Raw genomic sequence first — 26135 nt, forward strand, 5'->3', positions numbered from 1 at the left:
TCATTAGGGCTCAGAAGTACTCACAACCCATCGCGAACAAACAGATTCTGTCGAGGTGTCACACAGGGCCGTCAAGAGTGCGGTCGCGTCGTTCTGCCGCGGGGGGCACATCGGCCGGAAACGCGCCTTGACCGCGCGCCGCCGGGCGGCTCAGGGGTTACCGGTCCACGTCGGGCACCCACGGACTAGTCTGGAACTCAAGCGACCTCTCTGATCACTGTGAGTGTCCGTATGGAGTGGCGACGATGAGTCCGGACGAGCCGTTCGACGATGGCGTGGCCGCCCGTGCCGTCATCGCCGCCGACGGCACGCTCACCGAGTGGAGCGAGGGCGCACACCGTCTGCTGGGCCACCCGGCCGCCGAGGTCCTGGGCCGCCCGGCCATCGAGCTGCTGGCCGACGGAGCGGAACCGCCGCCCGTGCCGGAGGACGCCCGCTGGAGCGGAACGGTCACGCTGCGTCACCGCGACGGGCACGCGGTCTCCGCCTGGGTCGTCGCCCACCGCAGACCACCGGACGGCCCGGAGACGGCCGAGTGGCTCGCCGTGTCCCCGCCGGAGGCCCCCGTTCGAAAGCTGCCGGACGACCCGCTGGTGCGGGCGGCCCTGACGCAGTCGCCCTGCGCCACCATGATCTTCGACGAACGGCTGCGGCTGCGCGGCGTCAACGACGCCATGGCGGCCCTGGTCGGCCTGCCGGCCGACCGGCTGCGGGGCCTGCGGCCCACCGACATCGGCAGCCGGCCGCAGAACGCGGAGCTCGAGGAGTATCTGCGCCGTGTGCTGAGCACGGGCCGGCGGCAGGACATGGAGACCTACATGAAGGCCAGCGGCGAGAGCCGGGCCGCGCACGCCTGGCTGGCCCGGCTCGCCCCGCTGACCGACGACTCGGGGCGGGTGCGGGGCGTGTGCGTGACCGCCCACGACTTCAGCGACCAGTACCGGTCACGGGAGCGGCTCCAGCTGGTCAACGAGGCGAGCGTGCGCATCGGCACCACCCTCGATGTCACCCGTACGGCCCAGGAGCTGGCCGACGTGTGCGTTCCGGCGCTCGCCGACTTCGTCAGCGTCGACCTGCTCGACGTCCGGGAGCACGGCGGCGAGTCCGCCGGCCCGCCGACCCCGCCGGTGAGCCTGCGCCGGGCCGCCCACCAGTCGGTCAACCCGGGCAGCCCCGAGGCCGTGGCCAAGCCGGGTCAGGTGGACGTCTACCCGGAGGGCTCCCCGCAGGCCGCCTCGCTCATCGCGGGTCACGCCGTCGTGGCCTCCGGAGCGGACGGCGGCGACCTCGAGAAGTGGCTGGCCTGGGACCCGGTCCGGTTCCGGCGGGTCCGCGAGTACGGCATCCACTCCACGATGTCCGTGCCGCTCCAGGCCAGGGGCACGACCCTCGGGGTCGCGGTCTTCACCCGCTTCCGCCGCCCGGAGCCCTTCACCGCCGACGACGTGCTGCTGGCCGAGGAGGTCACGGCCCGGGCCGCCGTCTGCATCGACAACGCCCGCCGCTACTCCCGCGAACGCGAGACGACCCTCACCCTGCAACGCAGCCTGCTGCCCCGCACCCTGCCGCGCACCGCGGCGGTGGAGGCGGCCTCCCGCTACCTTCCCGCCACCCGCTCCGGCGTGGGCGGCGACTGGTTCGACGTGATCCCGCTGTCCGGGATGCGCGTCGCGATGGTCGTCGGCGACGTCGTCGGCCACGGCATCCAGGCCTCGGCCACCATGGGCCGGCTGCGCACCGCCGTCCGCACCCTCGCCGACATCGACCTGGCCCCCGACGAGCTGCTCACCCACCTCGACGACCTCGTCGTCCGGCTGTCCCAGGAGTCCGGCGGCGACGCCGGCACCGGGGAGGTCGGCGCGACCTGCCTGTACGCGGTCTACGACCCCGTGTCGCGGCGCTGCACCCTGGCCCGGGCCGGGCACCCACTGCCCCTCGTGGTCCCGCCGGACGGCCCGGCCCGGCAGCTCGACCTGCCCTCGGGGCCCCCGCTGGGGGTCGGAGGGCTGCCGTTCGAGTCCGCCGAGGTGGAGCTGCGGGAGGGCAGCGTCCTGTCGTTCCACACGGACGGGCTGCTCGCGAGCCGCGAGCGGGACGTCGACGCGAGCCACCGGATGCTCCGCGAGGCACTGTCGGCTCCCTCCGACTCCCTGGACGAGACCTGTGACCGCGTGCTGCACGCCCTGCTCCCGCCGGGCGGCTCCGCCGACGACGTGGCCCTGCTGCTGGCCCGCACCCGCGGGCTGCCGTCCTCCCAGGTGGCGACCTGGGACATCCCCGCCGACCCGGCGCTGGTGGCCCCCATCCGCAAGCAGGTCGTCGACCAGCTCGACCGCTGGGGGCTGCTCGAGGCCACGTTCACCGCGGAGCTGGTGGTGAGCGAGCTGGTCACCAACGCCATCCGCTACGGCGCCCCGCCCATCCGGCTGCGGCTGATCCACGACGGGTCCACGCTGATCTGCGAGGTGTCGGACACCAACCACACGGCCCCGCACCTGCGCCGTGCCAAGACCTGGGACGAGGGGGGCCGCGGTCTGCTCCTGGTCGCCCAGCTCACCCAGCGCTGGGGCAGCAGGCACACCACCGAGGGCAAGACGATCTGGGCGGAGCTGGAACTGCTCGAGGGGATGTAAGGAGCTCTCTTACCAACCCTTGGTTTCATGGGCGGGCACGACCTGATCACCTCGCGGAGGACGCCGCCCTGAACACCCCGCTCGCCGAAGTCCTGTCCGTGGCGCTGCTGGCCGCCGTGCTCGTCTGGGCCGTGCTCCGTCCGCGGGGGCTGCCCGAGGCCGTCCTGGCGGTTCCGGCCGCCGGGCTCGCGGTCGCCGTCGGAGTGATCCCGCCGGACCACGCGTGGGAGGAGATCCAGCGGCTGGGGCCCGTGGTCGGCTTCCTCGCGGCCGTGCTGGTGCTGGCGCACTTCTGCGACGTCGAGGGACTGTTCACGGCGTGCGGAGCATGGACGGCCCGCTGGGCGGCGGGGCGTCCCACGCGGCTGCTGACCGCGGTGTTCGCGCTGGCCTCCGTCATCACGGCCGTGCTCAGTCTGGACGCCACCGTCGTCCTGCTGACACCGGTGGTGCTCGCCACCGCCACCCGGATGGGCGTCAAGGCCCGGCCGCACCTGTACGCGTGCGCCCATCTGTCGAACACCGCCTCGCTGCTGCTGCCGGTCTCCAACCTGACCAACCTGCTGGCCTTCACGGCGAGCGGGCTGAGCTTCACCCGGTTCGCGGCGCTGATGACGCTGCCCTGGCTGGTGGCGATCGGCGCCGAGTACCTGGTGTTCCGGCGCTTCTTCGACGACGAGCTGGCCGCCCCTCTCCCCTCCCCCGACCCCGCGCGGCCTCCCGAGCCACCCCTGTTCGCCCTGATCACCGTGGGATGCACGCTCGCCGGGTTCGTCGTGGCCTCCGCCCTCGGCATCGCGCCGGCGTGGGCCGCCCTGGCCGGTGCGCTCGTGCTGGCCGTGCGGGCGCTGCTGCGGCGGCGGGCCACCCCGCTGACGGTGGTGCGGTCCGCGGCCCCGGCCTTCCTGGCGTTCGTGCTCGCCCTCGGCGTCGTCGTGCGGGCGGTGGTCGACCAAGGGCTCGCCGACGCGCTCCACCGGGTGCTGCCCGACGGATCGGGCCTGCTCACGCTGCTGGGCGTGGCCGCGCTGGCCGCCGTCCTGGCGAACCTCGTCAACAACCTGCCCGCGGTACTGGTGCTGCTGCCGCTGACCGCCGGAGCCGGTCCCGGTGCCGTGCTGGCGGTGCTGCTCGGCGTGAACATCGGCCCCAACCTGACCTACGCCGGGTCGCTGGCGACCCTGCTGTGGCGGCGGATCGCGCAGCAGCACGGACAGCGGGTCGGGCTCGGGGAGTTCACCCGGCTCGGCCTGCTCACGGTGCCGGCCGCGCTGGTGCCGGCCGTGGCGGCGCTGTGGCTGTCGCTGCGCGTCGCCGGGACCTGAGCGCGCGTCCGGTCAGCGGTGGCCGCCACCGCCGTAGCCGCCATATCCGCCGTACCCGTAGCCGTAACCGGGGTAGCCGGAACCCGGGTAGCCGTAGCCGGGATAGCCGTTCCGGCCGTCCCCGTCGCAGGGGTAGCCGTAGCGGTCACAGCCCGAGTCGGTGGGGGCCGCGCTGGTCGGCGTCGGCCGCGGTGTCGCCGACGGGGCGGCGGGCGGGGTCGGTGCCGGTGTCGCCGTGGGCGTCTTCAAGGGAGTGGGTGTGGGGCGCGGCGCCGGGGCGGCTGCGTTCCAGTTGACGACCTCCATCTGGAGGTCCGCCTTGGAGGTGTCGATCGCCCAGCGCTGGACCTCCGCGTCCGCCCGGGTCTTCAGGACGAGGGCTCCCGAGCCGTCGGTCGCGGCCGGAGCCAGGACGAGGTCCTGGTTCCAGCGGGGCACCAGGGAGCCCTGGAGCGTGAAGTCGTAGCGGATGTCCCTGGTGTCCGGCCGGGACGCTCCCGTGCACGGGGCCAGCCGCACCGAGTAGCCGAGGTGCGAGTCCAGGCACAGATCGGGGTCGGCGCCGTTGCGCAGCAGGCCGTCGGTCTCGTACGTCCACTGCTGGGCGGCGGCCGAGGAGCAGGCGGTGAGTTCGGCCTCCGCGCCCTTGACGGCCTTGTCGCCCTCGATGCCGACGCACAGTCCCGAGGCCACGTTGTGCAGCCGGCCGCGCAGGGCACCCTTCTCGGCGTCGCCCGCCCCGACCCAGGAGGAGTCGTTCGTCGACTCGCCGGCATCCGGGCCGGGCGTCTCGGAGGGCCGACCCGCACCGGACTGCGGGGAGCCCTCCCCGGAGTTGCCCAGGGACCACAGGACCAGCGGGAGGACGACCAGGCCGCTGACGGTCAGGACGCCCACGCTCACGGTGCGGCGGCGGGAGGCACGCCGGGCCGCCTTGTGAGCGGATCTGCGGGCCGCCGTGCGGTGGCCTTCGGGGCGCGGACCAGGGGTGGTGCCACTGGCCGGTGGGGCGTCGGGCGGGGCGGGGAAGCCCTCGTGGGCGGACGCCCGCGCCGCTTGCTCCGCCGCGGGGGCGGGCGGCGCGGCCGCCGTGCCGACCGGGTCGGTGAACGACTCCCCGACCATGCCCGCGAGGACGACGGGGTCGGGGAAGGCCTCACCGGCCACATCGCCGGGGAGCCCCCGCTGCGCGGTGGCCGTCTGCGTGCCGGGCCACGGGGCGCCGGTCGCGTCGCTCTCCGCCGCGCCGCTCGGTCTGCCCTGTGCGTACTCTCGCCCGCCCCAGCCCAGCACGCCCTCCGCCAGGGCGAGACCGAGCCCGTGGTTGAACTGGTCGAGCTGGTCCGCGGCCGCTGCGCAGTGCCCGCAGCCCTGGATATGCGCGCGTAGATCGGGGTCGATGTCGAAGGCGCCACGCCGGTACGTCACGTCCAGCAGCCGCAGATAACGCCGGCACTCCTCGTCGGGGGCGAGTTCGCGGTGCAGTTGGAGGCTCTCCTCGCGCAGCCGGTCACGGGCCCGGTCCAGTTCGACGCCGGCTCCCTCCTCGTCCAGGCCGAGCAACCCGGCGGGGACGGCGAGCGGTTCGGCCTCGACCTCGACGTGCCACAGCAGACAGCGCGCGGACTGGGGCAGCCGCTGGAAGGCACCGGAGAGCAGACGCCGGTGCTGCTGCGGCAGCAGCCGGGCGGCCACCCGCTCCCCCTCGCCGGCCCCGGACAGCAGTTCCGGGTGCAGCATGTCGCGTCTGTGGTCGGTGGCCCACTCGGCCGCGATGCGCCGTACGGTGACGAGCAGATGGGGCCGCCACGCGGAGGTGGGGCCGGTCTGGCGCAGGGTTTCGCCGAAGAGCCGGGTGAATGCGGCGGTGGTGAGTATTCCGGCGGAACGCGGGCCGTCGGTGCACAGCCGGGCGTAGGCGGAGGCCGCCTCCCAGTGCCGGTCCAGAAGCTCGCCGACGGGGTGAAGCGCGGGGGTCGCCCCCGTCCACTTCCTGAGCTCGGCGCTCAGTTCCTCGTCCGTCGCGCCGATCCTGCGGGCCGGACCCGGGGAATTCGACGGGCCTGCGTCGTTCACGGCTGCATTCCTCTCACGGACATGCGGAAGAAAGTCCATACCAAGGGGTATGTCGACCCGGTGGCTCGCGCACACGAAGAAAGGCGTGTGATCCGGACGCCGACAAGGCACACCTTTGCACAGGTCAGCGACAGGGAACAAGGGATCTCACGGTTTCGTGCATTGCGTACGCGGCCAGGGACTTTTGACAAAGTGTCAATGTGCGGCGCGAAAGGGATTTCCGGGCTGTCCCCTCTGTTTTTCGCGGTGTGTTTTCGCCCGGTCCCGGGCGTCGCCCGGAAACCATTGAACTGCCCTCCGCACAGCAGCTCACACCCCTCGGGCCTTCCCGGCGTGACCCTTTCCAGGTCTCCTCTCAGAACCAATGACGATACCGCCCCTCAGCCCCGCCGACCGCCGTGCACCGCGTTCCGGTACGCGCCGGGAGGTGTGCCGTAGCGCTCGCGGAAGACGCGGTTGAAGTGGAACGGGCTGGCGAAACCCGAGGCCGCGGCGACGCGTTCCACCGGCAGATCGGTGCCCTCCAGCAGCCGGGCGGCGTGCCGCAGCCGCGCCTCGCGCAGGGCGCGCATGGGCGACCGGCCGAGCTGGCGGCTGAACAGATGGGCGAAGCGGGACGGCGACAGGGAGACCTGCTCGGCCAGCGAGCGGACGGTGTGCGGGGCGCCGGGGTCGGCCTCGATCAGCTCCTGGGCCCGTTGGACCCGTGCGTCGAGCCCGGGACGAGGTGCCGCCGGGCGGGCACCGGCGGTGGTGAGGAGGACGATCTCCTCCAGTGCGCACAGGGCCAGTTCGCGGGCGGCGCTGCCGTGCGCGACAGCGATCTGCCCGTCCGGGGCCACCGCGTCGGGCGGTACCCCGGCGCCGGGCCGGCGGGCATCGGCGTGCATCCGCCGGAACGCCGCCTCGACACGGCCGTGCACTGTGGCGGGGGCCGACGTGACCACGTACACCCCGTCACCGGCGTCGTACGGCCGCAGCCACCCGGCCCACGACGGGCGGGCCTGGCAGTGCGCCCACCAGAACCGCCAGTGCCGGGCGCCGGGCCCGACCGCGTAACCGTGCGGGACACCCGGGGCGAGCACCACCAGCCGGCCCGCGCCGGCCGAGGTCTCCACGCCGCCCTGCCAGAACCGTCCGCGGCCTGCCGTGGTCCAGGTGAACAGCCAACTCGCCGATCCGCGCGGCCGGTTGACGACGTATCCGGGCGGCTGGTCGAAGTGGCCGAGCACGACCAGGCCGGGCGGCGGTGCGGGGTCCCCCTCGTACCCGTGCTCAGCAGTGGCGGGCAATCCGTCAGCACCCACGGGCATCCTCCTCGACGGCTCGGTGGCCTAGCGTGTCGTGCCGGGGACACCTGACCGAGGAGTGCGCTCATGACAGTCACGGGCAATGGCGCCGCCGGCGCTCCCATCCTGGACCCCGCCGCGCTCCGGCGGTACCGGGAGCGTTTCGAGGAGGACGGCTTCACGGTCGTACGCGGGCTCTTCGGGGCCGAGGAGACCGAGCGGCTGTGCGACGAGTTCTCGGCGCTGCGTGCGGCCGGACCGGTCCCCGGGCACTTCGAGCCGCGCGCCTCCGGGCCGGGCGCCGATCCGCTGCACGTCTGGCCGCGGGTGATGCACCCGCACGAGATCAGCGACCTCGCTCGCGACGTCCTGCTGGACGCCCGGCTGCGCACGGTTCTGGAGGTGTTTCTCGGGGAGGAGGTCCTGGCCGCGCAGAGCATGTTCTACTTCAAGCCGCCGGGGGCCCGGGGGCAGGCGCTGCACCAGGACAACTTCTATCTGCGGGTGGAGCCGGGCACCTGTGTGGCGGCGTGGCTGGCCTGTGAGGTGATCGACCGGGAGAACGGCGGGCTGGAGGTCGTGCCGGGCACGCACCGGATGGATCTGTTCTGCCCGGAGGAGGCGGACGCGGGGGTGTCCTTCGCCCGGGAGTACGTTCCGCCGCCGCCCGGGCTGGCGACGGTGCCGGTGGACATGGAGCCGGGGGATGTTCTGTTCTTCAACGGCAGCCTGGTGCACGGGTCGCAGCCGAACCGTGCGGCGGATCGGTTCCGGCGGTCGTTCATCGGCCATTACGTGGGGCGGTCGGCGGAGCGGATCGGGGGGTTCTACCGGACGCTGACGATGAACGGGGCGAGGGTGGAGTTGCCGGAGAGCGAGGGGGCGGGGCCCTGCGGGACGGAATTCGCGGCGCAGGGGCCCCACTGAGTGCTCCGCAGGCCGGTTTCAGTGACCGGCGATGGGATGCGGGGTGTAGGGCCGCTCCAGTTCCTCGAGTTCCTTGTCGCTGAGCTGGAGCTCCACGGCGGCCACCGCGTCCTCCAGGTGCCCCGGCTTCGACGCTCCCACGATCGGCGCCGTCACCGTGTCCTGGTGGAGCAGCCAGGCGAGGGCGATGCGGGCGCGGGGCACGCCGCGCGCCTCGGCGATGCGGGTGACCGCCTCGACGATGGTGCGGTCGCCCTCCTGGTAGAGGTTGCCGCCGAAGGTGTCGGTGGCGCTGCGCTCGGTCGTGGTGTTCCAGTCGCGGGTGAGGCGGCCGCGGGCGAGCGGGCTCCAGGGCAGTACGCCGACGCCCTGGTCCGCGCACAGGGGCAGCATCTCGCGCTCCTCCTCGCGGTAGAGGAGGTTGTAGTGGTTCTGCATGGAGACGAAGCGGGTCCAGCCGTTCAGCCGGGCGGTGTACTGGGCCTTGGAGAACTGCCAGGCGTACATCGAACTCGCCCCGATGTAACGGACCTTGCCGGCCTTGACGACGTCGTGCAGCGCCTCCATCGTCTCCTCGACCGGGGTGTGCGGGTCGAAGCGGTGGATCTGGTAGAGGTCGACGTAGTCGGTGCCGAGCCGGGTGAGGCTCTGGTCGAGCTCGCTGATGATCGCCTTGCGGGACAGTCCGCCGCCGTTGGGCCCGGGGCGCATCCGGCCGTGCACCTTCGTCGCGAGCACGATCTCGTCACGGCGGGCGAAGTCGCGCAGGGCGCGGCCGACGATCTCCTCGCTGGTGCCGTCGGAGTAGACGTTCGCCGTGTCGAAGAAGTTGATCCCCGCCTCGACCGCCTGCCGGATCAGCGGGCGCGAGGCCTCCTCGTCGAGGGTCCACTCGTGCCGGCCCCGGTCCGGCAGGCCGTAGGTCATGCACCCCAGACAGATCCGCGACACGTCCAGGCCCGTCGAACCGAGCTTCACGTACTGCATCGTTGCTGCTCCTGCCTTCGGGAGGTGTTCCAGACGGAGCGTACGTGCTCGCGTGCACTCGAAGGCGCCGGGCTGGGCGGGGGCAGCAGCCGACCGTCAGCCGCGTTCGACCAGTTCCAGCGCCCGTTCCCAGCCGAACTCCGGCCGTCCGCCGTCCTCGTCCGGTTCTCCGGCGTACGGCTGCCCGAACCGCACGCCCATCCCCCGCAGCCGTTCGAGACTGTCCCGGTAGGCGGGGTGGGAGACCAGCGCGTCGGCGACGCACGGCAGGACGGCGATCGGCACACCGAGCCCCGCGGCCTCGCACAGGGTGCCCAGGGCGAGGGTGTCGGCGATGCCGGCCGCCCACTTGTTGACGGTGTTGAAGGTGGCGGGCGCGACGACCACGGCGTCGGGCGCCGGGAACGGGCGCGGCTCACCCGGCGTGCGCCAGGCGGACCGGATCGGGCGGCCCGTCTGCGCCTCGACGGCCGCGGTGTCGAAGAAGCCGTTCATGGCGACGGGCGTCGCGATGACACCGACCTCCCAGTCGCGCTCCTGCGCTGCGGTGATCAGTTTGCTGACGTCCGCGGCGATACCGGCGGCGCAGACGACGACGTAGAGGAAAGGCTTCCGGGTGGGCTGTTCGGTCATCCCGGAAACCCTAGTGACTCCGCCGGGCTCACTGGAGGGGGAGCAGGGCTCCGCGCTCCGGTTCCGGTCGCGGGCCGAAGATGCGGCGCTCCCGCTCCTCGATCGGTACGTCGTTGATGCTCGCCTCGCGGCGGGTCATCAGGCCGTGCTCGTCGAACTCCCACAGTTCGTTGCCGTAGGAGCGCCACCAGCGGCCGTCGGTGTCCCGGCACTCGTACTGGAAGCGGACGGCGATGCGGTTGCCGTCGAAGGCCCACAGGTCCTTGCGCAGCGCGTACTCCTGCTCGCGCTCCCACTTCCGGGTCAGGAACTCGGCGATCTCCGCGCGGCCGGTGACGAAGGTGTCGCGGTTGCGCCAGACGGAGTCCTCCGAGTAGGCGAGGGCGACCTTGTGCGGATCGCGGGTGTTCCAGGCGTCCTCGGCGGCCTGGACCTTCTGCGCGGCGGTGTCCCGGGTGAAGGGCGGCAGCGGCGGGCGGCCGGTCATGGGTCCTCCCCTGATCGACAGTGGAGAACGAGCGTTCTCCGCGGCGCTGCTACGGTAGGAGAACGCTCGTTCTCGCGTCAAGGAGTGGTCGTACATGGACAGCGCAGTGGCCCGGGAGCGGGCGCTGGACGCCGCCGAGGAGCTGTTCTACGGGCGGGGTGTGCGGTCCGTCGGCATGGACGACGTCCGCGGCAGCTCCGGGGTCTCGCTCAAGCGGCTCTACCAGCTGTTCCCGGCGAAGGAGCAGTTGGTGGAGGCGTACCTGGAGCGGCGTGACGCGCGCTGGCGCGGGCAACTGGCCGAGTACGTCGAACGGTACGGGGAGCCGCGGGAGCGGATCCTGGCCGTGTTCGACTGGCTGGGCCGGTGGTTCGGCGAGCCGGACTTCCGGGGCTGTGCGTGGATCAACGCGTACGGGGAGCTCGGCGCGACGTCCGCGCGCGTGGCCGGCCAGGTCCGCGCGCACAAGCGGGCTTTCCGGGACTACCTCGCCTCACTGGTCGACGCGGCGGGGCTGCCCGGCGCGCTGGCCGGGCAGCTGTTCCTGCTCGCCGAGGGTGCCATGGTCACGGCGGGTGTCACCAGGAGCGCCGAGCCCGCGGCCGAGGCCCGGGAGGCGGCCCGGCTGCTCCTGGCGGCCGCGTGATCCTGTGTCAGCCCACCGTCTGGGAGACGGTGATGGCGCTCACCGGGCAGGCCCGGGCCGCCTCCCGTACCAGCGGGCTGCCGCCGCCGTCCTCCCGGCCGGGCAGCAGGGCGCTGTAGCCGTCGTCGTCCTGGGTGAACACGTCCGGGGCGGTCAGGGCGCACTGGCCCGCGCCGATGCAGACGTCCTTGTCGATGTCGATGTGCATGACGGAAGCCTCTTACCAGGTCACGGGGAGTTCCAGCATCCCCTGGATCGTGTCGCCCGGTTTGAAGGGGATCTCCTCGGCGGGAGCGGCCAGGCGCAGCGTGGGCAGCCGGTCGAAGAGGGTGTGCAGGGCGATCTCCAGCTCGGCGCGGGCGAGGTTCTGGCCGAGGCACTGGTGGATGCCGAAGCCGAAGGCGACGTGGTGCCGGGCCGGGCGGCTCCAGTCGAGCGTGTCCGGATCGGGGTAGACCGTCTCGTCGCGGTTGATGACGGAGGTCGCGAAGACCACGCCGTCACCCTTGCGGATGGTCGTCCCGGCCACCTCGATGTCCTCGACGGCCAGGCGCAGCAGACCGTCGGCGATCGACAGCATCCGCATCAGCTCCTCGACCGCGGCCGGCAGCAGCCCCGGGTCGGCGCGCAACTCGGCGAGCCGCTCGGGGTGCTGGAGCAGGGTGTAGGTGCCGAGCGAGATCATGTTGGCGGTCGTCTCGTGGCCGGCGACCAGCAGGATGAGCGCCAGGGCGGTCAGGCCCTCGCGGTCGAGCGCGCCGTCGCGCAGCTGCCGGTGGACGAGGTCGTCCAGCAGGCCGGTGCCGGGGTCCCGCTGTTTGCGGTCGATCAGCTCGCCGAAGTACGCCTCCAGCCGGTCGCGGGCGTCCTCCACGTCGGCGGTCTCCGGGCCGCGCAGCAGCCGTCGTGACTGGGTCTCGAAGAAGTCGTGGTCGGCGTACGGGACGCCGAGCAGGGCGCAGATCACCATGGACGGCACGGGCAGCGCGAAGGTGTTCACCAGGTCCGCGGGCGGGCCCTGGGCGATCATCGCGTCGAGCCGCTCGTCGACGATCTGCTGGATCCGTGGCCGGAGTTCGACGGCCCGTTTGAGGGTGAAGTCGCCGACGACCATCCGCCGCTGGGCGTGGTGCTCCGGGTCGTCGACGCCGAGCAGGGCCGTTCTGCGGTTCTTGATCCCGGCGAACCGCCGGGTCGGGGCGGGGAAGCCGGGGCGGCTGCGGTTGGAGGACAGGCGCGGGTCGGCGAGCAGCGCACGGGCGGTCGCGTGCCCGCTGACCAGCCACGCCTCACGGCCGTCGAAGAGGGTGATACGGGTCAGGGGGCGCTCGCCGCGCAGCGGATCGTAGGCGGCGGGCGGCTGATAGGGGCAGGTCCGGCTCTGGGGGAAGGCGACGGGTGCGGTCGTTTCCGTCATGAAGACCTCGCAGACGAAGTGTGCGTCGTGCCGATCTTCATTAGATGCCTCGGGCATCTATGGGGCGACGCGAAGTTCGGCCAGATCGGCGCAGGCCGCAACATGGCCGAGGAATGCCGTCTTCTAGTTCGAGCGCCGGGCGTCGGAGGCCGGGTACGAGGGCTTGGCTCGCCGGAAAGCGGGGTGCGGGGGTGCCGGTTCGAAAACCGGTTGTCGGCGGGACGGGACTGGCCCCAGGATCCAGCCATGCCTACGTTCGCCGTCCTCCTGCCGCTGTCCGCCGCCGTCCCTGCCGCGCGCCGACAGCAGCCGTCCGGCCGCCGTGGAGGGCCGACGCCGCCCCGCTCATGACGACCGCGCTCGTCGCGGGGCTGCTCGCCGGGTACGGCATCGCCGTCCCCGTCGGCGCGGTCGGGACGTATCTGGTCTCTCTCACCGCACGCACGTCCCTGCGCACCGGTGTCTGCGCCGCGCTCGGTATCGCGACCGCCGACGGGCTGTACGCCCTCGCGGCCACGCTCGGGGGAACGGCCCTGGCCGGCGTGTTGCGGCCGGTGCTCGGGCCGCTGCGGTGGGTCTGTGTCCTGGTGCTGCTCGTGCTGGCGGTGTGGGGTGCGGTCACCGCCGTGCGCGAGTACCGCGGCCACCGGCTCGCCACGCGGACGGCCCCCGCTCCCCCGGGACCCGGCCGGGCCTACCTGGGGCTGCTCGGCATCACCCTGCTCAACCCGACCACCGTGATCTACTTCGCGGCTCTCGTGCTCGGCTCCCAGGCGACCGGCCCGGCCGGCCTGCTGGAGCAGGGCGTCTTCGTGCTCGCCGCCTTCGCCGCCTCCGCGAGCTGGCAGGTGCTGCTCGCCGGGAGCGGGGCCCTGCTGGGGCGGGCGCTGACCGGTCACCGGGGCCGGCTGGGGACGGCGCTGGTGGCGAGCGGGGTCATGATCGTTCTGGCCGTGCGGATGGCGCTGGCACCGGGGTGAGGTGCCCGGCCGGGCGGGATGGGGCGCGGTGCGGATGATTCGAGGGCTTGCCGGTGTTGAAAGCTGGTGCCAGTCAGCCGTGACGCGACGATGGGACGGATGCCGATGCCTCTCGAGGGCGAGTACGAACCCAGCCCGACGCAGTGGGTGCGCAAGCAGGTGGAACTGTACGAGAGCTCCGGCGGCACGGAGGGGACGACGCTCCAGGGCTCGAAGATGCCGGTGGTCATCCTGACCTCACGGGGTGTCAGGAGCGGCAAGCTGCGCAAGACACCGGTGATGCGGGTGGAGCACGAGGGGTGTTACGCCGCGGTCGCCTCGCTCGGTGGCGCACCGAAGCACCCGGTCTGGTACTTCAACATCAAGGCCGACCCGCATGTGGAGCTCCAGGACGGTCCGGTCAAGCAGGACATGACCGCCCGCGAGGTCACGGGCCAGGAGAAGGCCGAGTGGTGGGAACGCGCCGTCGCGGCGTATCCGGCCTACGCCGATTACCAGAAGAAGACGGACCGGGAGATACCGGTGTTCGTGCTGGAGCCGACTGACGGCGGGTGAGTCCCGGGGCTTGGGGCATCCCGGGGTGATTCCGGCCGGGCGGAGGTCAGCTCCTTCGGACAGGCCGCCGGGCCCAGGCCGGTCTCTCCGGTAGGCCGCCGGGCCCAGGCCAGTCTCTCCGGTAGGTCGCCGGGCGAGGTCAGCCCTTTCGGTAGGCCGCCGGGCGGAGGCCAGCCCCTTCGGTAGGCCGCCGGGCGGAGGCCAGCCCCTTCGGTAGGCCGGGAGCGGTCCGCCGTCCAGGCGTCATGCCTCCGGCCGCAGGGGGCGAAGCGGCCGCCGCCCGTCCCGTCGGCGTTCGGCACGTCGGGCACGCCCCGTAGTCGCTCCCTCGGGACCTGCCCGGAGCGGGCCGGACAGCCGTTCGCCGACCACCCCGTCCGGGGTGGTCGGCGAAAAACTTCTCCGGGGCGTCGCATGAACCGTCCGCGACGGGGCACGCGAAGGTCAGGCCCCGCCGCGTTCCCCCGTCGCGGCGGGGCTTTCCGCTGCCTCGCGCGCGCGACGGTCGGTGACGTCGAGGAAGATCTGGTCGGCCTCGGGGACCGTTCGGGCTATGGAGCGCTTGATACGGACGGCGACGTCCTCGACGTGCTCGCTGTCCAGGCCGGGCACGAGGTCGACGCGAGCGGCCACGAGGGTCGAGTCGAGCCCCGTCTTCATGGTGAACAGCGCCTCCACGCTGTCGATCTCCGGCTGTGCCCGCAGCAACTCCCGGATCCGCCCGCTCGCCTCCCGGTCGGCCGCCTCGCCGATCAGCTGGTCGCGGGCGTCACGGCCCAGTCGGTAGGCGACGTAGACCAGCAGCGCGCCGATCGCCAGGGAGGCGGACGCCTCCCACACCACCTGGCCCGTGACCATGTGCAGCGCCATACCGGCCATGGCCAGCGTGACGCCGAGCACCGCGGTGCCGTCCTCGGCGACGACCGTGCGCAGGGCGGGGTCGCGCAGCCCGGTGACCGTGCCGCCCTGCCGTCGTACCTGGTACAGCGCCCGCAGCAGAGAGGCGCCCTCCGCGAGGAGGGCGATCCCGAGCACGATCAGACCGGCGACATAGCCGCCGAGTTTCTCCTCCCCTCCGCTCACCAGGGCCTCGATGCCCTGGAAGAAGGAGAAGCACCCGCCCATGACGAAGATCCCGACGGCCGCGAGGAGCGACCAGAAGAACCGCTCCTTGCCGTAGCCGAAGGGGTGACGCCGGTCGGCGGGGCGGCGGCTGCGGCGCAGTGCCGCCAGTAAGAACACCTCGTTCATGCTGTCGGCCACCGAGTGGGCCGCCTCGGACAGCAGCGCCGGTGATCCCGCGGCCAGGCCGCCGACCGCCTTCGCCGCCGCGATCACGAGATTGGCGGCGAGCGCCACCAGCACGGTGACGCGTGTCCTCCGATCAGTTCCTTCTGAAGTCACCCACGCCGATTGCCCCGGTCGGCGGTGCTCACACCGTGCCGTCGGCGGAAAAAGGGGAACGCGTTCACCAGGGCACACGCACGACAAGCAGGCCACACGTACGCCGAAGGAGGTCATTGCCATGAGCCGCGACGACGGCGACGGCGGCAACAGCGCCTACGGAAGGAGGTCGTTCAAACGGTCCAAGGCGCATTTCACGGACCGGGTCACCGCCGACGGCCGGGACGGCTGGCCGGTTGAGGCCGGCCGCTACCGTCTGGTCGTCAGCCGCGCCTGCCCGTGGGCGAGCCGGTCGCTGGTCTCCCGGCGGCTGCTCGGCCTGGAGGACGCGCTGTCCCTGGCCGTCGCCGACCCGATCCAGGACGACCGCAGCTGGCGCTTCACGCTGGACGAGGACGGCCGCGACCCGGTCCTCGGCATCCGCTACCTCAGCCAGGCCTACGACCGGCGGGAGACGGACCACCCCGGCGGGGTCAGCGTGCCGGCGATGGTGGACGTGCCCAGCGGGAAGCTGGTCACCAACGACTACCAGCAGATCACGCTCGACCTCGCGACCGAGTGGACGGCGCTGCACCGGGAGGGCGCTCCCGACCTGTATCCGCCGGAGCGGCGGGACGAGATCGACGAGGTGATGGCGGACGTCTACGAGGACGTCAACAACGGCGTGTACCGGGCGGGTTTCGCCACCGAACAGGAGGAGTACGAGACCGCCTGCGAGGGCGTGTTCCGGCGGCTGGAGCTGCTCGCGGACCGGCTGGAGCGGCAGCGGTACCTCGTCGGCGACACCATCACCGAGGCGGACATCCGGCTGTTCACCACGCTGGTCCGCTTCGACGCGGTCTACCACGGCCACTTCAAGTGCAACCGCTGGAAGCTGACGGAGAACCGGGTGCTGTGGGGTTATGCCCGTGACCTCTATCAGACGCCCGGGTTCGGCGACACCGTCGACTTCGACCACATCAAGCGCCACTACTACCAGGTGCACACGGGCATCAACCCGACCCGCGTCGTGCCGCTGGGCCCGGACCTGTCCGGCTGGCTGACCCCGCATCACCGCGAGGAGCTGGGCGGCCGGCCGTTCGGTGACGGCACGCCGCCCGAGCCGGTCCGCGCCGGCGAGCGGGTCCCGGCCGCGGGCACACCCTGACCACTTTCCACCCACCCTCACCGATCAAGGAGATTCACGTGGCCAAGAAGAAGAAGCTTCCCTTCGCCTACCAGCCCCTCGGGTTCGTGCTGGGCTGGTCGAGCGGCTGGCTGGCCGGGCTGGCCTTCCGCAAGACGTGGATGGCGATCCGGAACGAGGAGGACGCTCCCGACGCGCTGGACAAGGACCGCGGCTGGGGCGAGATCCTGCTGGCCGCGGCGGTTCAGGGCGCCATCTTCGCCGTGGTGCGCAGCGCCGTGGACCGCGCGGGCGCCAAGGCCATCGAGCGTTCCACCGGCACGTGGCCGGCCGGGGAGAAGGGCGGCCGCGACTGAGCACGACGCGGCCCCGCCCCGCCGGTGCGGCGGGGCGGGGCCGGCCTGTGCGGGCTGTCGCGCCCCTCAGGTGTTGATCATGCCCGCACGGAGATCGCGGGAGCGCCACCGGCGACCGGCCCGCCACCTCCGGTCAGCCCTGTTTGGGCGCGGTCGGTGGGGTGCGGCGCAGGACGAAGGAGTGGCCTGCCGGGTCGGCGTAGCCCCGCTCCTCCAGGGGGCCCGAGGCGTCCTTGGCCTCCAGGGGGCGGCCCCCGAGGGAGATGACCCGGCGTTCCACCGCGTCGAGGTCGTCCACCACGAACTCCAGGTGGGCCTGGAGGGAGTTCTCGGGGCGGGGCCAGCTGGGCGGTGTCGCGTTGACGTCCCGGCGCAGGGCGACGCGGAAGCCGTCCGCGCCCTTGATCTCCACCCGGTTGGCGGTCGCGTCCGCCTCTTCCCCTTCCAGCAGTTCCTTGTAGAACACGGCGAGCTTCTCGGGCTCGGCACAGTCGAGCACCAGGACACCCGCTTTCACCAGTGCCATGTCTCCTCCGCAGGATTCCGGCCGCGGGGCGGTCGTGCCCCGCGGCCCTGTACCTTGCGGTTATCCCGGTCCGGCCGATTCAGTCGGCCGTCAACCACCGTCCGTCGCGCATGAGTTCGCGGCCGTCCAGTTCGTTGGCCTCCCGCCAGGCCTGTACCCGCTGCGGCACGACGCGGAAGTAGAGGTACGGCGTGGCCAGCCCGCGGGGGTCGAACCCGGTCTTGGCGGCGAAGAGTTCGGCGTCCTGCTCGGTCAGCTCGCCGGGCTGGACGGTCTCCACGGTGCCCTCGACGAGCACGACGTCACGGGTGGGTCCGATTCCGACGCGGGCCCGGCCCGTCGCGGCCAGATTCCGTCCCGTGGGGCTCGACGCGGGGGTGGCGAACAGCAGGTACGAGCCGTTCCAGAGGAAGGACAGCGGGACGAGGTACGGCGTCCCGGACGTGCCGTCGGCCGTGGCGACCCAGGCGTCCACGTCGTGTTCCAGACGGTGCAGGGTGTCCTTCTTGCGCTGCTCAGCGCTGCGTGCGGGTTCGGACGTCATCGTCGGCAATCCTCCTGAAGCGTCGTCAACTGACGCTCACCAGTGTGACGTTCCGAGGCTGCGGAGGCCCGGCGGACAAGCCGGTACCGGGTGAGGGACGAGGGAGTATACGCAGCTCATGCGCTTCGGGCAGTAACGGAGATCACGACAGGGTCACGGAATGGCTCATTCACGTCGTGGGCAGCCTGGTACCGCTTCTCGGTTCAACTTTCGGACTGCAAAACCCAGTTCGAGTGCGCGGGCGGTCACGGCACCGTCCGCCGGCAGGGGTGGGGGGCCTCTGCGTTCCGTCTCCCGAAAGGAAACGCATGCCTCAGGACGTCCGGTTCGACCTGCCCTTCGACACCCCGGTCAGCTACCCCCACGCCTCGGGCGAAGCAGCGCATCTCGGATCCAGGGGGCGCGCTACGCCTGACGGGCCGCGAGTGCTTCCTGATCAACACGGCTGAGGCGGCGCTGCCGGTGCTCACCTCGCAGGAGTGCCGTCATCGCAGCAGTCGTGCCCCTCGCGGTCGCGGTCAACGACCACGACCGATCGATTCCGTTGCCAGGACCACAGCTCATTGGGAGACCGGTGTGAAATCTCGAGTCGCAGGTGCCGTTCCGAAGGCGTCCGCCGACAGCTCGCTCCCGGCGCAGCCAAGCGCCCAGCTCCACCCCACGGAGGCAGGGAACACCCTGGCCCGCCTCTTGGTGAAACACATCAAGGGGAGCACGGAGCAGTACCAAATATCCCAGAACGCCGCTCAGGAGCGGCTGAACGCACTCGGCTCCCCCCACTCCGGCACCACGCTGCGTGTGGAGGGAGCCCTCCATCTGGCGCGGCCCGCGTTCCTCCCGCCCGACGAGGAGGGCTACGCCAGGTTGAGGCACCTCGACACCAGCCTGCGCATGATCGAAGCAGCCTTCCCCCAAGTCAGCACCGACATCGAGGTCTGCAGACTGACCTGCACGATGCTGGAAGGGGCCTGGAGGAGCCGGGCACTCACCCCGCCGCGCGAGGAGGAGCAGACAAGCGTCTGCGCCTGCCCTCTGTGCCGTCGGCTGCCCACGCCGCCCGCACGCACGCTGGACGACTACCGTTGGCGGCAGAGCGCCGGTCGTCCCCTCACCGTCAAGACCTGGCCACACCGCCGGGAACTCGACAGCGTCCTGACCGGTGGATGGTCCTGGACCCGGCAGATGAACGACCTCGAACGAGACCTCGGCCACCGCCACCGCTTCGAGGACGACATCCTCGTCTTCCACGAATACAAACGCGTGATCGACACCATCGACACAACGCGCCTCACCCAACACGTCGAAGGCCGCCTGGCCGAGAATTTCAGCACCAACAGCGCACGGGCCCTGGTCTCCGGACTCTTCGCGGCCCACAAGCGATCCGTCGACGAGTACTGGCTGCAACAGCACGACGCGGGCAGTGTCATGCTCCCCCAGACCAACCCGCTCAACCAGAGCACCTACTCAGCCCTGCAGATGCTGGACTGCCTGTTCTGGCACGTCGCCCCCGACACCGAACTCTGGCAGGAAGAGAACCTCGCCTCCCTGCTGCTGTGCCGCGTCATCGACGACATGGCCGATGTACGAGCCGACGCCCTCACCGGCGAGATCAGCAACTTCTGGCTCGCCGACATGCCCGTCCACACCAAGGCCCTCTACGCTGCCTGCGCGATAGCCCTCGTCAAGTACGGCTGCATGCCCGAGGCCCACAGCCCGATGTGGAACACCTGGCTGATGACCACCACCATCGTCTGGATGGGGCTCACGGGCCGCCACGCCCTGTGGTTCGACGGCATCACCCAGGGCCTCCCCCCGGCCGAGGATTGCCCGCTGTGCGACCTGCAGCCCAACCCGTGCACCGGCATCCTCACCCACGGCACCACCCTCACCATCGCCCCGCGGCCCACCGCACCGGCACTGAGCGCCCGGACCGCCGAGCTGTCCACACTCTGTCGAGCCCAATACCCCCGGACATGGCCCCTCTTCGACGCCGAGCTCCATGCCTTCGAAGCACTGCACGGCCCCTGGTACGGCAACACGGACAGCACATGGGAGATCTTGCGCCGCACCTACATCGCCGCCGTGGAGGCATCCAGCGCCGCACCATCGCCGGACCGCGCCCGTCATGTCCAACAAGACGCCGGGGTAGTCGGATCCGAGAGGTTCCACACCCTGCACGACCCTCAGACCGGGAGGGAGGACACCGCACTGCTCGCCTACATGTTCGGCTGTGCCCACCCGCATTTCCTCTGGAACGCCACGGGATACCGTCCCACGGGCGTCGCAGGCGACTGGCTCGACGGCTGACGCCTCACCCCTGAAGGCTCGGGCCGCGCCCCGAACGGGCCCCTGCTGAAGGGCGATGAAGAGGACAGCGCCGCAGCAGCGCAACGCCTGCGTGGCCGTCGGCAGCGCGGCGACGGCCTCCACCGCGCCGTCCAAGCCGAGGCCGAGCGGACCACCGGCCGTACGCCGCCACCGAGGAGTGCCCCGTGGCCACGGCCGAACTACCCCGGACGCAGCTCGGTTGACGACCCGCTGGGCGTGCGAGCCACCGCCTGCGCCCACGCATGGCGTTGCCCGGCCGGAAGCCGGCCGGGCAACGGTCTGCCGACGTGTCCTAGACGGCGAACTCGACCGGCAGGCTGTCCAGCCTGGACTCCCACGTGGAGGCGGTCGAGCTGAGCTCTTCCGGCGGTACAGCCAGGCGCAGGTCCGGCAGCCGGTGCAGCAGGACGTCCACGCCGATCTCGATGATGGACTGGCCGATGTTCTGCCCCGGGCACTCGTGCGGTCCGGAACTGAACGCCAGGTGCGACTGGTTGCCCTGCACGGCGACGGCCGAGTCGGGCCGCACCTCCGGGTCGAGGTTGCCGGCGGCCAGACCCAGGATGAGCAGTTCTCCCTCCTGGACGTGATGGCCTCCGAGCTCCAGGTCGGCGGTTGCGAACCGGCCAGGCAGCACGGACAGCGGCGGGGTGTCCCACATGACCTCTTCCACCGCTGAGGAGATGTTCAGCTCCCCGCTGACCAGACCGGACAGCCGGGCGGAGTCGGTGAGGACCCGTTGCAGGACCCGGGCCAGCAGGTTGCTGGTGGTGGTGTGCGCGGCGATCAGCACCAGGCGCAGATGGCTGACGACCTCGTCGTGGTCGAGGCCGGCCGGGTGCTCCAGCAGGGCCGTGGCGAAGTCGGAGCCCGGCTCGGCCCGCTTGCGCTCGGCGAGTTCCGCGAGGATCTGCATGATCCGGTCGTTGTGCTCCAGGGCGCCCTCACCGCCCTTGAAGACCTCGGCGCACGACTCGATCAGGCGTTGCCCCTCCGCCGCGGGAAGGCCCAGCATCCTGGTGAGCACGAGCATCGGCAGTTGCTCGGCGTAGTCGGCCACGAGGTCGGCGCGCCCGGCGTCGGCGAACGCGTCGATCTGCTTGTTCGCGAAATACGTGACGTGCCGCCGGATGCCCCGGGCGACCGCCGCCTGCAACCCGTCGGTGACGGCGCCGCGCAGCCTGCGGTGCGGTTCGCCGTCCTGGGACACACAGTCGGGGCGCCAGCCGACCATCGGCATGATCGGCGAGGTCTCCTCGATCCGGCCCTCCCGCCAGTCCCGCCAGATCCGCGCGTCCCGGCTGAACTGGCGGGGGTTGTTCAGCACCCGCCGGTTGTCGCGGTAGCCGAGGACCAGCCAGGCGGGCACGTCGCCTTCGAGGAGCACCGGCGCGACCGAGCCGTGCTCCTTGCGCAGCCGCTCGTAGATGCCCGCCGGGTCGGTCGCGGCGTCCGGGCCGTACAGCCTGGTCAGGTCGGCCCCGTGGTGGGCGACGGGGCAGCCCCGCACGGCCTGGAGTCCAGAATCGGTCGAGTCGTTCATCGGGGCTCCAAGGCCACGGCCGAGCGTTCCTTCAGGTGGTGGATCAGGGCGACGAGGACGTCCCGGCTGGAGGCCCGGTCGCGGGCGTCGAAGGCCACGACCGGGGTGTTCTCGGGGATGTCCAGGGCGTCCCTGATCTCCTCGGCCGGGTAGTTCCGGGAGTCGGGGAAGACGTTCAGCGCGACGACGAACGGGACTTCCTGCCGCTCCATCTCCTCGATCGCCCGGAAACTGGATTCCAGGCGGCGCGTGTCCACCAGGACGATCGCGCCGAGCGCCCCCTTGAAGAGCCCGTTCCACAGGAACCAGAACCGCTCCTGGCCCGGCGTGCCGAACAGGTAGAGCACGAGGCTCTCGTTGATGCCGATCTTGCCGAAGTCCAGGCTGACGGTGGTCTGCGTCTTGTCGGCGACGCCGATGAGGTGGTCGACGTCGACGCTGGCCTGGGTGAGGGTCTCCTCGGTGGTGAGCGGCTTGATGTCGCTGACCGACCGGACCATGGTGGTCTTCCCGGTGCCGAACCCGCCGGCGATCATCACCTTCACCGAGCGGGCGTCCCCGGCCGCCCGCCCTCCGGGTTGGTCAAAGCCTTTCAAGTCCACTGAGTACCTCCTCAAGGAGCGCGAGGTCGGGCCCGCGGCCGGCGTCGTGTGCCGGGATGGGGTCACGGGCTTCGACGCGACCTGCGTCCAGCAGGTCCGACAGCAGCACGGCGAGAATGTTGAAGGGCAGCCCGAGGTGGGCGCCGAGTTCGGCGACCGACAGCGGGTCGCGGCAGCGGCGGAGGATCTCCTCGTGCTCGTGCTGCATGCCCGGTAACGGGGCGGCTCGGGCGACGACGAGGGTCGCCACGTCGAGGCTCGACGCCGAACCGCCCGGTCCGCTGCGTCCTCCGGTGAGGACGTAGTAGCGCTCGAGACCGGACGGGTCGGACGGCCTGCGGGGAGCACTCATCCAGAGTGCTCCTCCAGGCGCGGAGTGGTGCCGAGAAGCTCACCCATCCTGCGGGCCAGGTCTCTCATCTGGTGCCCGAGCAGGCCCTGGTCGAGGCCCTCCCTGGCGAGGACCCCTAGGTACGTCTCCACACCGGCCCGGACGACGAAGAGGTGGCCGCCGTCGACCTCGATCATCGCGAGGCGCAGCTGCCCGGCGTACTTGGGGAACTGCTCGGCGACCGGCTGGGCCAGCGCCTGGAGGCCGGCCACCACGGCGGCGAAGCGGTCGACGTCGTCGGGGTCTTCGGCGCCGTAGGAGGTGATGGCCTTGCCGTCGCTGGAGGCCACCAGGGCGAAACGGATCTCCTGGATGCTCTCGACGAGATCGCGGAGCGCCCAGCTCACATCTGTTCCTTGCTGCGTCATGAGGACTAGTCGCTCTCTTGGGTGTGGTGCTCTGTGAACTCGCGTCCGGCGGGGGTGTCGCGGTCGTCGGCCGCCCGGGACGCCTCCGCGGCGTCGCGGCCGGCGGTGGCGAAGGCCGCGAGGCCGGAGAAGGAGGCGTCCGGCGGGACGGCGGAGACGGCCGTGCTCCGGTCGCTCCGCTCGGCCTGCCTGGGCCCGTCCGGCTCGTTCCGCTTGCTGCGGCGCCGGGGCAGTCCGCCGGGTGTGGTCTCCACGGCCTCCGCGGCCGGTGCCGGTGCGGTGACCGGCTCGCGGGCCGGCGCGGGCGCGGCGGTGCGGGCCTCCGGGGCGGGCGCGGCCTGGGCGGTCGTGGCCGCGGGCAGCGGGCTGAAGTACTTGTGCGGTACCACGACCACCACGGAGGTGCCGAGCCACGGCGAGTCCGCGAAGGTGACGCGGATGCCGTAGCGGCGGGCGAGGGCTCCGACGACGCGCAGACCGATGCTCGCGTCCTCGGTGATGCCGCCGAGGCCGGCTCCGGGCGCGGTGCCGGCGAGAGCGTGCTCGGCCTCGCGCTTCTTCTCCTCGCTCAGGCCCTTGCCGGAGTCCTGGATCTCGATGCCGACGCCGTTGGGGACCTCCTTGCCGGAGATGAGCACCGGCTCGGTGGGCGGCGAGTAGCGGGCCGCGTTGTCCAGGAGGTGGGCGAAGATCAGCGTGAGGTGGTCCACCATGCCGCCGTCGACGCCGAGTTCGGGCAGATGGCGCACCTGGACGCGGTGGAAGTCCTTGATCCGGCCGATGCCGCCGCGCACCACGCTCAGCAGCCGCTGCGGTTCCTGCCACTGGCGTCCCGGACGGTCCGAGCCGCCGAGCACACCGATGCTCGCGGCGAGCGAGTCGGCGGGGCCGAGTTCCTGGTCGAGCTCCATCAGACCGCGGGCGACGGCCGGAAGCCTGCCGTGCTCACCCTGCATCTCGTGCAGCCGGCCGCGGAGCTTGCTGGTCAGCACGTGGATGCGGTTGCCGATGCTGATCACGGCCTGCTCGGCGGAGGTGGAGCGGTCGAACTCCGCCTCCAGGCCGATCAGGGCGGTGCGCAGCAGCTTGCGCAGTTCCGTCTGGAGGTCGGCGCTGACCTTCGCGCACTGGTTGACGGTCGGCAGGACGTCGTCGATGGCCTCGCCGGAACGCAGCTTCTCCATCGCGTCGGGCAGTTGCTCGTCGGCGAGCCGGGAGACCGCGGCGAGCTGGTGGGTCAGCTGCTCCTGCCAGACCTCGGCCTGGTCGGCGAGCTGGGCCTCGTAGGACCTGGCCTGCTCGGTCAGCCGTTCCTCGTACGAACGGGACTGGTCGGCGAGTTGCGACTCGTACGTGGCGCTCTGGTCGGCGAGCTGCGACTCGTAGCCGGCGCCCTGGTCGGCGAGGCGCCGTTCGTAGGCCGCGTTCTGCTCGGTGAGCTGGGACTCCAGGGTGGCGCGCTCGGCGGAGAACCTCCGTTCCAGGCCCGCCACGTGCTGCTGCCACTGCTGGTTGTGCTCGGCCTGCGTGGTGCGGAAGGAGCCCTCCGCCCGGTGCAGTTGAGCCCGGGTGCGCAGCAGCAGGCGTACGCACACGGCACCGGCCGCCGTCGCCGCGATGCCGGCGACGGCCGTGGTAATTCGCTCCGAGCTCATGAACGTGGCGGCTATGGTCCCGCCTCCCAGGCCCAGCGGCATCAACCACCAGCTGTACCAGGCGACAGGGGCCCGCGCCGCCGGTGGCGGAGTGGCGAGTTCCATCTGCATCCTTCGAGGCAACACGATCGAACGGGGGGGGTGTGTGGATCGCACTCATGAGTACACACCGCGAGTCGACCGGACGCGATCGCGTCAACTCGCAGCGCCATTGGGAACCTTATCGGGTTTGAACCCGAGAGGATCAAACCCGACCCCTGGCGGACGTGAGGGTTCCGTCACGCTCCGGCAGAAGGCAACAGGTCGACAAATGGCTTTACTTGCTGCCCAGTTGGGCGGAGGACGGCACCCTGCCTGGTCAGCGCGTGGTCTGGAACGTGCGGCGGTATGCCTGCGGGGTCACCCCGATCGCCGCGTTCAGGTGCTGGCGCAGGGAGGCGCCGGTCGCGAAGCCGACCCGGCCCGCGATCTGGTCCACCGTGAGGTCGCTGGACTCCAGCAGATGCCGGGCGCGGGCCACCCGCTGCTGGATGAGCCAGCGGCCGGGGCTGAGGCCCACCTCGTCGTGGAAGCGGCGGGCGAAGGTGCGCAGGCTCATCCGGGCGTGGCCGGCGAGGTCGGCCAGGGTGAGCGGTTCGCCGAGGCGTTCCAAGGCCCAGGAGCGGGTGGCCGCGGTGCTCGCGGCGCCCTGTTCGGGGACGGGCTGCTCGATGTACTGGGCCTGTCCCCCGTCCCGGAACGGCGGGACCACGCAGCGGCGGGCGACGGTGTTGGCCAGCCGGCTGCCGTGGTCCTTGCGGACCAGGTGCAGGCAGACGTCCACGCCGGAGGCGGCTCCGGCGGAGGTGAGGAAGGGGTGGTCGTCGACGAACAGCACGTCCGGGTCGAGGTCGATGTGCGGGAACATGCGCCGGAACCGGTCGGCGACCTGCCAGTGGGTGGTCGCCCTGCGCCCGTCGAGCAGCCCGGCGGCGGCGAGGACGAAGGCGCCGGTGCAGATGGAGACGATGCGCGTCCCGGGGCGGATGAGGGCGAGCGCGGCCAGGACCTTGTCGGGCACCTCCTCACTCAGACGGTCCGGCGCGACGGGCGCGATCACCACGGTGTCGGCCGTGGCGAGGGCCTGCGGGCCGTGTTCGACGGTGACGCCGAAGTCCGCTTCGGTGCGCACCGGTCCGCCGTCCACCGAACAGGTCAGGACCTCGTACCGGCCGTCGGCCGCGCCGAGGATCCGGCTGGGGATGCCCAGTTCGAACGGGTACACGCCGTCCAGGGCCAGGACCACCACTCGTTCACGCCGCATGGCACGATCTTATCGAAGGTTGGCCTTTCTGCCA

Annotated in this window: 25 protein-coding genes; 9 read left to right on the forward strand and 16 right to left on the reverse strand. The window is 71.8% G+C overall.

Features of this window, described 5'->3' with window-relative positions:
* Window positions 1-245 precede the first annotated feature (245 nt).
* On the forward strand, window positions 246-2633 hold the full coding sequence (locus QC385_RS23105) for a SpoIIE family protein phosphatase (RefSeq protein WP_279543241.1): 2388 nt from the start codon (window positions 246-248) through the stop codon (window positions 2631-2633).
* 98 nt (window positions 2634-2731) lie between these two features.
* Window positions 2732-3958, forward strand: coding sequence for an SLC13 family permease (locus QC385_RS23110; RefSeq protein WP_279543242.1), 1227 nt, complete (start codon window positions 2732-2734; stop codon window positions 3956-3958).
* A gap of 12 nt (window positions 3959-3970) precedes the next feature.
* Here the strand turns inward: QC385_RS23110 and QC385_RS23115 are convergent, their stop codons facing one another.
* Window positions 3971-6034 carry an RICIN domain-containing protein gene (locus QC385_RS23115; RefSeq protein WP_279543244.1) on the reverse strand — a complete coding sequence of 688 codons (2064 nt, stop codon included), beginning with the start codon at window positions 6032-6034 and terminating at the stop codon, window positions 3971-3973.
* A 380-nt stretch (window positions 6035-6414) separates the two neighbouring features.
* A complete protein-coding gene (locus QC385_RS23120) occupies window positions 6415-7347 on the reverse strand; it encodes a helix-turn-helix domain-containing protein (protein ID WP_279543245.1) in 933 nt (310 codons plus the stop codon).
* A 63-nt stretch (window positions 7348-7410) separates the two neighbouring features.
* On the opposite strand from QC385_RS23120, the gene QC385_RS23125 reads away from it, so the two are divergent.
* Window positions 7411-8250, forward strand: coding sequence for a phytanoyl-CoA dioxygenase family protein (locus tag QC385_RS23125; RefSeq protein WP_279543247.1), 840 nt, complete (start codon window positions 7411-7413; stop codon window positions 8248-8250).
* Window positions 8251-8268: 18 nt separating this feature from the next.
* On the opposite strand, the gene QC385_RS23130 is transcribed toward QC385_RS23125, so the two are convergent.
* From QC385_RS23130 to QC385_RS23140, 3 genes are all read right to left on the reverse strand, one after another.
* Window positions 8269-9237 carry an aldo/keto reductase gene (locus QC385_RS23130; RefSeq protein ID WP_279543248.1) on the reverse strand — a complete coding sequence of 323 codons (969 nt, stop codon included), beginning with the start codon at window positions 9235-9237 and terminating at the stop codon, window positions 8269-8271.
* 96 nt (window positions 9238-9333) lie between these two features.
* On the reverse strand, window positions 9334-9870 hold the full coding sequence (locus tag QC385_RS23135) for a flavoprotein (RefSeq protein WP_279543249.1): 537 nt from the start codon (window positions 9868-9870) through the stop codon (window positions 9334-9336).
* A 28-nt stretch (window positions 9871-9898) separates the two neighbouring features.
* Window positions 9899-10357, reverse strand: coding sequence for a nuclear transport factor 2 family protein (locus QC385_RS23140; RefSeq protein ID WP_279543250.1), 459 nt, complete (start codon window positions 10355-10357; stop codon window positions 9899-9901).
* 94 nt (window positions 10358-10451) lie between these two features.
* Here QC385_RS23140 and QC385_RS23145 point away from each other — a divergent pair, with 94 nt between their 5' ends.
* The gene (locus QC385_RS23145) at window positions 10452-11003 is read left to right on the forward strand and encodes a TetR/AcrR family transcriptional regulator (protein WP_279543251.1); all 552 of its coding nucleotides are present in this window, start codon (window positions 10452-10454) and stop codon (window positions 11001-11003) included.
* A 7-nt stretch (window positions 11004-11010) separates the two neighbouring features.
* On the opposite strand, the gene QC385_RS23150 is transcribed toward QC385_RS23145, so the two are convergent.
* Together QC385_RS23150 and QC385_RS23155 are read right to left on the reverse strand one after the other, a co-directional pair.
* Window positions 11011-11211: a ferredoxin gene (locus tag QC385_RS23150; protein WP_279543252.1), complete on the reverse strand. Its 201-nt coding sequence runs from the start codon at window positions 11209-11211 to the stop codon at window positions 11011-11013.
* Window positions 11212-11223: 12 nt separating this feature from the next.
* The gene (locus QC385_RS23155; protein WP_279543253.1) at window positions 11224-12420 is read right to left on the reverse strand and encodes a cytochrome P450; all 1197 of its coding nucleotides are present in this window, start codon (window positions 12418-12420) and stop codon (window positions 11224-11226) included.
* Window positions 12421-12767: 347 nt separating this feature from the next.
* Here QC385_RS23155 and QC385_RS23160 point away from each other — a divergent pair, with 347 nt between their 5' ends.
* Window positions 12768-13400, forward strand: coding sequence for a LysE family transporter (locus tag QC385_RS23160; RefSeq protein ID WP_279543254.1), 633 nt, complete (start codon window positions 12768-12770; stop codon window positions 13398-13400).
* A gap of 105 nt (window positions 13401-13505) precedes the next feature.
* Window positions 13506-13955: a nitroreductase family deazaflavin-dependent oxidoreductase gene (locus tag QC385_RS23165; RefSeq protein ID WP_279543424.1), complete on the forward strand. Its 450-nt coding sequence runs from the start codon at window positions 13506-13508 to the stop codon at window positions 13953-13955.
* A gap of 444 nt (window positions 13956-14399) precedes the next feature.
* Here the strand turns inward: QC385_RS23165 and QC385_RS23170 are convergent, their stop codons facing one another.
* The gene (locus QC385_RS23170; RefSeq protein WP_443032969.1) at window positions 14400-15320 is read right to left on the reverse strand and encodes a cation diffusion facilitator family transporter; all 921 of its coding nucleotides are present in this window, start codon (window positions 15318-15320) and stop codon (window positions 14400-14402) included.
* A gap of 160 nt (window positions 15321-15480) precedes the next feature.
* Between QC385_RS23170 and QC385_RS23175 the strand changes: the two genes are divergently transcribed.
* Window positions 15481-16506 carry a glutathione S-transferase family protein gene (locus QC385_RS23175; RefSeq protein ID WP_279543255.1) on the forward strand — a complete coding sequence of 342 codons (1026 nt, stop codon included), beginning with the start codon at window positions 15481-15483 and terminating at the stop codon, window positions 16504-16506.
* A 38-nt stretch (window positions 16507-16544) separates the two neighbouring features.
* Complete coding sequence (locus QC385_RS23180) at window positions 16545-16841, forward strand: DUF4235 domain-containing protein (protein WP_086565167.1); 297 nt, start codon at window positions 16545-16547, stop codon at window positions 16839-16841.
* Between the two features lie 133 nt (window positions 16842-16974).
* Here QC385_RS23180 and QC385_RS23185 read toward each other — a convergent pair whose 3' ends face one another.
* Together QC385_RS23185 and QC385_RS23190 are read right to left on the reverse strand one after the other, a co-directional pair.
* Window positions 16975-17367 carry a VOC family protein gene (locus QC385_RS23185; protein ID WP_150484577.1) on the reverse strand — a complete coding sequence of 131 codons (393 nt, stop codon included), beginning with the start codon at window positions 17365-17367 and terminating at the stop codon, window positions 16975-16977.
* 79 nt (window positions 17368-17446) lie between these two features.
* On the reverse strand, window positions 17447-17911 hold the full coding sequence (locus QC385_RS23190) for a pyridoxamine 5'-phosphate oxidase family protein (protein WP_279543256.1): 465 nt from the start codon (window positions 17909-17911) through the stop codon (window positions 17447-17449).
* A gap of 693 nt (window positions 17912-18604) precedes the next feature.
* Between QC385_RS23190 and QC385_RS23195 the strand changes: the two genes are divergently transcribed.
* Window positions 18605-20218, forward strand: a complete 1614-nt coding sequence (locus tag QC385_RS23195) for a hypothetical protein (RefSeq protein WP_279543257.1) — start codon at window positions 18605-18607, stop codon at window positions 20216-20218.
* 313 nt (window positions 20219-20531) lie between these two features.
* Here QC385_RS23195 and QC385_RS23200 read toward each other — a convergent pair whose 3' ends face one another.
* The 6 genes from QC385_RS23200 to QC385_RS23225 all read right to left on the reverse strand — a co-directional run bounded on the left by QC385_RS23200 (window position 20532) and on the right by QC385_RS23225 (window position 26101).
* Entirely contained in the window at window positions 20532-21782 is a 1251-nt protein-coding gene (locus QC385_RS23200; RefSeq protein WP_279543258.1) for a cytochrome P450, read from the reverse strand.
* The gene (locus tag QC385_RS23205; protein ID WP_279543259.1) at window positions 21779-22384 is read right to left on the reverse strand and encodes a GTP-binding protein; all 606 of its coding nucleotides are present in this window, start codon (window positions 22382-22384) and stop codon (window positions 21779-21781) included. Before QC385_RS23205 ends, QC385_RS23200 begins: the two co-directional genes overlap by 4 nt.
* Window positions 22365-22736, reverse strand: a complete 372-nt coding sequence (locus tag QC385_RS23210; protein ID WP_010040608.1) for a DUF742 domain-containing protein — start codon at window positions 22734-22736, stop codon at window positions 22365-22367. Before QC385_RS23210 ends, QC385_RS23205 begins: the two co-directional genes overlap by 20 nt.
* Window positions 22733-23143 carry a roadblock/LC7 domain-containing protein gene (locus QC385_RS23215; RefSeq protein WP_003994857.1) on the reverse strand — a complete coding sequence of 137 codons (411 nt, stop codon included), beginning with the start codon at window positions 23141-23143 and terminating at the stop codon, window positions 22733-22735. The genes QC385_RS23210 and QC385_RS23215 overlap by 4 nt, the downstream gene beginning before the upstream one ends.
* A gap of 5 nt (window positions 23144-23148) precedes the next feature.
* Complete coding sequence (locus QC385_RS23220; protein ID WP_279543260.1) at window positions 23149-24903, reverse strand: ATP-binding protein; 1755 nt, start codon at window positions 24901-24903, stop codon at window positions 23149-23151.
* 253 nt (window positions 24904-25156) lie between these two features.
* Complete coding sequence (locus QC385_RS23225; RefSeq protein WP_279543261.1) at window positions 25157-26101, reverse strand: GlxA family transcriptional regulator; 945 nt, start codon at window positions 26099-26101, stop codon at window positions 25157-25159.
* Window positions 26102-26135 lie beyond the last annotated feature (34 nt).

Origin of the sequence: Streptomyces sp. DH10 (genome assembly GCF_029813805.1) — a bacterium.
In the GTDB taxonomy this organism is placed as follows: domain Bacteria; phylum Actinomycetota; class Actinomycetes; order Streptomycetales; family Streptomycetaceae; genus Streptomyces; species Streptomyces coeruleofuscus.

Bases quoted from the DNA above. Each gene is read 5' to 3' on its own strand.
- QC385_RS23105 (WP_279543241.1), top strand. From the start codon at position 246: ATGAGTCCGGACGAGCCGTTCGACGATGGCGTGGCCGCCCGTGCCGTC.
- QC385_RS23120 (WP_279543245.1), bottom strand. From the start codon at position 7,347: ATGCCCGTGGGTGCTGACGGATTGCCCGCCACTGCTGAGCACGGGTAC.
- QC385_RS23125 (WP_279543247.1), top strand. From the start codon at position 7,411: ATGACAGTCACGGGCAATGGCGCCGCCGGCGCTCCCATCCTGGACCCC.
- QC385_RS23130 (WP_279543248.1), bottom strand. From the start codon at position 9,237: ATGCAGTACGTGAAGCTCGGTTCGACGGGCCTGGACGTGTCGCGGATC.
- QC385_RS23135 (WP_279543249.1), bottom strand. From the start codon at position 9,870: ATGACCGAACAGCCCACCCGGAAGCCTTTCCTCTACGTCGTCGTCTGC.
- QC385_RS23140 (WP_279543250.1), bottom strand. From the start codon at position 10,357: ATGACCGGCCGCCCGCCGCTGCCGCCCTTCACCCGGGACACCGCCGCG.
- QC385_RS23145 (WP_279543251.1), top strand. From the start codon at position 10,452: ATGGACAGCGCAGTGGCCCGGGAGCGGGCGCTGGACGCCGCCGAGGAG.
- QC385_RS23150 (WP_279543252.1), bottom strand. From the start codon at position 11,211: ATGCACATCGACATCGACAAGGACGTCTGCATCGGCGCGGGCCAGTGC.
- QC385_RS23155 (WP_279543253.1), bottom strand. From the start codon at position 12,420: ATGACGGAAACGACCGCACCCGTCGCCTTCCCCCAGAGCCGGACCTGC.
- QC385_RS23160 (WP_279543254.1), top strand. From the start codon at position 12,768: ATGACGACCGCGCTCGTCGCGGGGCTGCTCGCCGGGTACGGCATCGCC.
- QC385_RS23165 (WP_279543424.1), top strand. From the start codon at position 13,506: ATGCCTCTCGAGGGCGAGTACGAACCCAGCCCGACGCAGTGGGTGCGC.
- QC385_RS23175 (WP_279543255.1), top strand. From the start codon at position 15,481: ATGAGCCGCGACGACGGCGACGGCGGCAACAGCGCCTACGGAAGGAGG.
- QC385_RS23185 (WP_150484577.1), bottom strand. From the start codon at position 17,367: ATGGCACTGGTGAAAGCGGGTGTCCTGGTGCTCGACTGTGCCGAGCCC.
- QC385_RS23190 (WP_279543256.1), bottom strand. From the start codon at position 17,911: ATGACGTCCGAACCCGCACGCAGCGCTGAGCAGCGCAAGAAGGACACC.
- QC385_RS23200 (WP_279543258.1), bottom strand. From the start codon at position 21,782: ATGAACGACTCGACCGATTCTGGACTCCAGGCCGTGCGGGGCTGCCCC.
- QC385_RS23210 (WP_010040608.1), bottom strand. From the start codon at position 22,736: ATGAGTGCTCCCCGCAGGCCGTCCGACCCGTCCGGTCTCGAGCGCTAC.
- QC385_RS23215 (WP_003994857.1), bottom strand. From the start codon at position 23,143: ATGACGCAGCAAGGAACAGATGTGAGCTGGGCGCTCCGCGATCTCGTC.
- QC385_RS23220 (WP_279543260.1), bottom strand. From the start codon at position 24,903: ATGGAACTCGCCACTCCGCCACCGGCGGCGCGGGCCCCTGTCGCCTGG.
- QC385_RS23225 (WP_279543261.1), bottom strand. From the start codon at position 26,101: ATGCGGCGTGAACGAGTGGTGGTCCTGGCCCTGGACGGCGTGTACCCG.